At 66.9% G+C, this 3838-nt stretch carries 4 protein-coding genes and 2 pseudogenes; 3 read left to right on the top strand and 3 right to left on the bottom strand.

The features are described 5' to 3' along the window. Positions 1–98: 98 nt before the first annotated feature. From ABZ457_RS30500 to ABZ457_RS30490, 3 genes and pseudogenes are all read right to left on the bottom strand, one after another. Positions 99–859: pseudogene (locus ABZ457_RS30500) on the bottom strand (IS5 family transposase); the annotation flags it as partial. 21 nt (positions 860–880) lie between these two features. Then, positions 881–1042, bottom strand: a complete 162-nt coding sequence (locus ABZ457_RS30495; RefSeq protein WP_359164291.1) for a hypothetical protein — start codon at positions 1040–1042, stop codon at positions 881–883. 225 nt (positions 1043–1267) lie between these two features. Then, positions 1268–2359, bottom strand: coding sequence for an IS630 family transposase (locus ABZ457_RS30490; RefSeq protein ID WP_359164289.1), 1092 nt, complete (start codon positions 2357–2359; stop codon positions 1268–1270). Between the two features lie 62 nt (positions 2360–2421). On the opposite strand from ABZ457_RS30490, the pseudogene ABZ457_RS30485 reads away from it, so the two are divergent. The 3 genes and pseudogenes from ABZ457_RS30485 to ABZ457_RS30475 all read left to right on the top strand — a co-directional run. Beyond that, positions 2422–2625, top strand: a pseudogene (locus tag ABZ457_RS30485) (integrase core domain-containing protein); the annotation flags it as partial. A 206-nt stretch (positions 2626–2831) separates the two neighbouring features. Then, a complete protein-coding gene (locus ABZ457_RS30480; protein ID WP_359164288.1) occupies positions 2832–3287 on the top strand; it encodes an ATP-binding protein in 456 nt (151 codons plus the stop codon). A gap of 105 nt (positions 3288–3392) precedes the next feature. Next, positions 3393–3734 carry an STAS domain-containing protein gene (locus ABZ457_RS30475; RefSeq protein WP_359164286.1) on the top strand — a complete coding sequence of 114 codons (342 nt, stop codon included), beginning with the start codon at positions 3393–3395 and terminating at the stop codon, positions 3732–3734. Positions 3735–3838 lie beyond the last annotated feature (104 nt).

Raw genomic sequence — 3838 nt, 5'->3', positions numbered from 1 at the left:
GCCGCCTGACACCCGTCGAATACGAGACCGTCATGACCACACCGGACCTCCAGGCCGCGTGACCAAACCTGTCACCCGAACCTGCACCAGACCCCACCGACTACGTTGCGGTCGCGGTAGATGGCCTTGTCGAATGCGGGTGGCCGGCCGCCGAGGGTCCCGCGCCGTCGGCGGTTGGCCGCCTGGTCGCGGCGCTCGGGGATCGTGGCGACGATGCTCCGACGCCGCAGTAGGTGGCGGATCGCCCTGCTGGAGTACGCCTTGTCGCCCAGCACGCGTTCGGGTGTGGTGCGCGGGCGGCCTCCTGCGGCGCGCGGGACGCGGATTCCGGCGAGGACCTGGCCGGAGGCGGTGGCGTCGTTGACGTTGCCGGGCGTGAGCACGATCGACAGAGGAAGGCCCCGGCCGTCGACGGCGAGGTGGACTTTGGTGGTCAGCCCTCCCCGGGAGCGGCCGAGGGCCTGGCGCGCCTGCGCGCGGCCCGGAGCTTCCGGTTCGTCCCCGTCCGTGTCCCCTTTTTGCGGGCGCCGGCGGCGTGCTGGTGGGCCCGGTTGATGGTGGAGTCGATCGAGACGCTCCAATCCACTCGGCCCACCGCGTCGTCGCGGACCTGGACATGCTCCAGCAGCTTCGCCCAGGTCCCATCGCACTCCCAGCGGGCGAACCGCTCGTAGACGGTCTGCCACGGCCCGTACCGGTCGGGGAGGTCACGCCACGGGGCCCCGGTCCGCAGTCGCCATAGAACCCCGTTGACCACCTGGCGGTGGTCACGCCACGGACGGCCACGCCCGTCCACCTGCGGCAACAGCGGTTCTATCCGCTCCCACGCCGCATCCGTCAGCTCACCTCGACCCGTCACAAGATCAATTATCGACCGACCTCAGTCGCCTATGAACCACAGGTAGCTGCCCGGCGTTGCCGCACACGCTTCCAGGAGCACACCCAGGTCGAGGAGGGCCGCCCGCTGCCCCTCGTCTGAGCAGTTGCGCACCAGGACAGCAACCTCCTGACGAGCGACTTCGGCCTCCTGCTCGTTGAACATGGTGTCCCCGTACGGGTCAACCCAGCCCAATTTGCCGGGCCCGTGGCGGTCGAGCGCACTCAGCGCACGCGCCAGCGCGTCGCCGTGTGCGTAGGACCCACGAAGCAACGTTGTCCGAGACGGACCCTTGCGAGGCCTCCCGGAGTGCAGTTCAAGCTCGATGCCCATCGACCCTCCAATGATCTCTGCCTCACAGCTTCGCAGAGATCATTTTTCCGACAGGCTCTAGTGACCTGAGTCAGAGATTCGGTGGCAGTAGGCGGCGACCTTGTCGAGGATCTCGTCGGCGGTCTTCGTCCAGACGAAGGGCCGTGGCTGCTTGTTCCAGTCGGTGAGCCAGGCCCGGATGTCGCGTTCGAGGGCCTGGACGGAACGGTGGACTCCGCGCTTGAGCTTCTTCTGCGTGAGCTCGGCGAACCATCGCTCCACCAGGTTCAGCCACGACGCACTGGTCGGGGTGAAGTGCAGGTGGAACCGCGGATGGGCCAGCAGCCACTTCTTGATGTCCGGGGTCTTGTGGGTCGCATAGTTGTCGAGGATCAGGTGCACCTCGAGACCCGCGGGAACCGCCTTGTCCACCTTGGCCAGGAACGTCTTGAACTCAGCGGCCCGGTGGCGGCGGTGGAGGGACCCGATCACCTTGCCGGTCGCGACCTCGAGGGCGGCGAAGAGGGTGGTGGTGCCGGCGCGGACGTAGTCGTGGCTGCGGTGTTCGGGCACTCCGGGCATCATCGGCAGGACCGGCTGGGACCGGTCGAGGGCCTGGATCTGTGACTTCTCGTCCACGCAGAGGACCAGGGCCTTCTCCGGTGGGTCGAGGTAGAGGCCGACCACATCGCGGACCTTGTCGATGAACAGCGGGTCCGTGGACAGCTTGAAGGTCTGCGACCGGTGCGGTGCCAGTGCGAACGCCCGCCAGATCCTCGAGACCGTCGACTGCGACATTCCCATGGCCGCGGCCATCGACCTGGTCGACCAGTGGGTCGCGTTCTTCGGCGTCTCTTCCAGGGTTTTGACAATGACCCGTTCGACGTCGGCATCGGTGATCTTCCGCGGGACGCCAGGCCGCGGGTCATCACACAAGCCGTCCAGACCCCGTTCGATGAAGCGGCGCCGCCAGGTGCGGACCGTGTCTGGCGCGATCCGCAGCCGACGGGACACCTCCATGATCGAGTGACCCTCAGCGCACTCCAGCACGATCCGCGACCGCTGAGCCAGGGCCTGCGCCGTCGTCCGGCGGCGCAACCAGCCCTCCAGCACCGACCGCTGGGCATCAGTGACGGACAACGGCGGAATCCTCGGACCAGGACGACTCATACCCGACTAACGATGAATCTCTGACTCAGGTCACTAGGACAACGGGCTCATGGAGTCCCAGATCGGGCCTCTACAAAGCGGAGCTGATCAAGCCCCGTCGGCCCTGGCACGGCCTCGCCGACGTGGAACTCGGCACCGCGGAATGGGTCGACTGGTTCAATATCCAACGGCTCCACAGCGCGATCGGAGACATCCCGCCCCACGGATACGAGACCAACTACTACGCTCAGCACCAGCCCCAACCGGCGGCTGGAGCCAACGCATAGAGCCTCCACCGATCCCGGAGCGGTTCAGTCCAGTCGCCCTACACATGGTCGGGTATGCCGCCCCACCCTCATGACCTTGAACCCGATGCCCGATTTCTTCATGTTTGGGCATTGATTGCTCAGGGTTTATGTGCTCCATGGGCGTGTGATGGAAGCAGCAGACAAAGACGTAGGCTCCCGGCCCCACTGGACAGGCAGTGATACCGATGACGACCACCATCTCCTCCCCCGCCAGCCCGCAGACCCCCGTGCCGCAGGCCATCGGGACCGGTGAGCGCGTCTTCACTCTGCCCCTGCAGCACAACCTGCTGGCCCCAGCCACCGCCCGCCACGCCGCCCAGCCGGCCCTGAAAGCCTGGGGGCTGGACGAGGAGCAGGTCTACGACGTGCTGCTGGTCATCTCCGAACTGGTCACCAACGCCGTCACCCACGCCTTGCCGCCCGTCATCCTCCACCTGCACACCACCGTGGACGGCACCGGACAGGTGCAGGTCCACGTCAGCGACGGCGGACCCCAGCCCGCCACCGGCTGGGCCGCCCTGCGACCCGAAGGCGAGCACGGACGAGGCGGGAACATCATCACCACCCTCGCCGACCAGGCCGGCACCGGCTGCGACGCCGACGGATTGATCGACCACTGGGCCACCCTCGACGCCGCGTAACACACCTAATCTGCAATCCTGGACACCCCCCACTGCCCCGGGACCACCCGGACTGCCGGAAATGCGGGAAACAAGGCCAGACCCTACGGGGAAGCGGAGGCGGCCATGCGAGCAGAAGACCTGCTCCAGACCCACACCTTCTGGCACCGCGACACCGTCGACCTTCACCTGAACGGAGAACTCGACCTCGCCACCGCCCCCCTCTTCGAGCAAGCCACCACCGCCGCCCTCAACACCCACCCCCGCCACCTCCGCCTGGACCTGACCGAACTCACCTTCTGCGACCAAACAGGTCTACGCGCATTGCACCGGCTCGCACGCCAGGCCCACGCCGCCCACGTAACCCTGCACCTCACCGGTACCCACCCCCGCATGCACCGCACCCTCACCCAACAGCACACACCCCATCCCCGCACCCCGCCCACCCAACACTTCTACCGAGGTTGAAGGGACTGCAAAACGATCGGTGTAACTCCTGATCAAGGAGGATGCATCGATGACCAGCAACAACGTGACCGAGGCCGAGTCCGTCAACTCCGCTGAGCCGCAGC

It is taken from the genome of Streptomyces sp. NPDC005805, from assembly GCF_040630445.1.
In the GTDB taxonomy this organism is placed as follows: domain Bacteria; phylum Actinomycetota; class Actinomycetes; order Streptomycetales; family Streptomycetaceae; genus Streptomyces.
Note: the sequence above shows the minus strand (reverse complement) of the source record. Positions and strands in the feature narration are given on the sequence as shown.

Coding starts and splice junctions, on each gene's coding strand:
- ABZ457_RS30490 (WP_359164289.1), bottom strand. CDS start 2,359: ATGAGTCGTCCTGGTCCGAGGATTCCGCCGTTGTCCGTCACTGATGCC.
- ABZ457_RS30495 (WP_359164291.1), bottom strand. CDS start 1,042: ATGTTCAACGAGCAGGAGGCCGAAGTCGCTCGTCAGGAGGTTGCTGTC.
- ABZ457_RS30480 (WP_359164288.1), top strand. CDS start 2,832: ATGACGACCACCATCTCCTCCCCCGCCAGCCCGCAGACCCCCGTGCCG.
- ABZ457_RS30475 (WP_359164286.1), top strand. CDS start 3,393: ATGCGAGCAGAAGACCTGCTCCAGACCCACACCTTCTGGCACCGCGAC.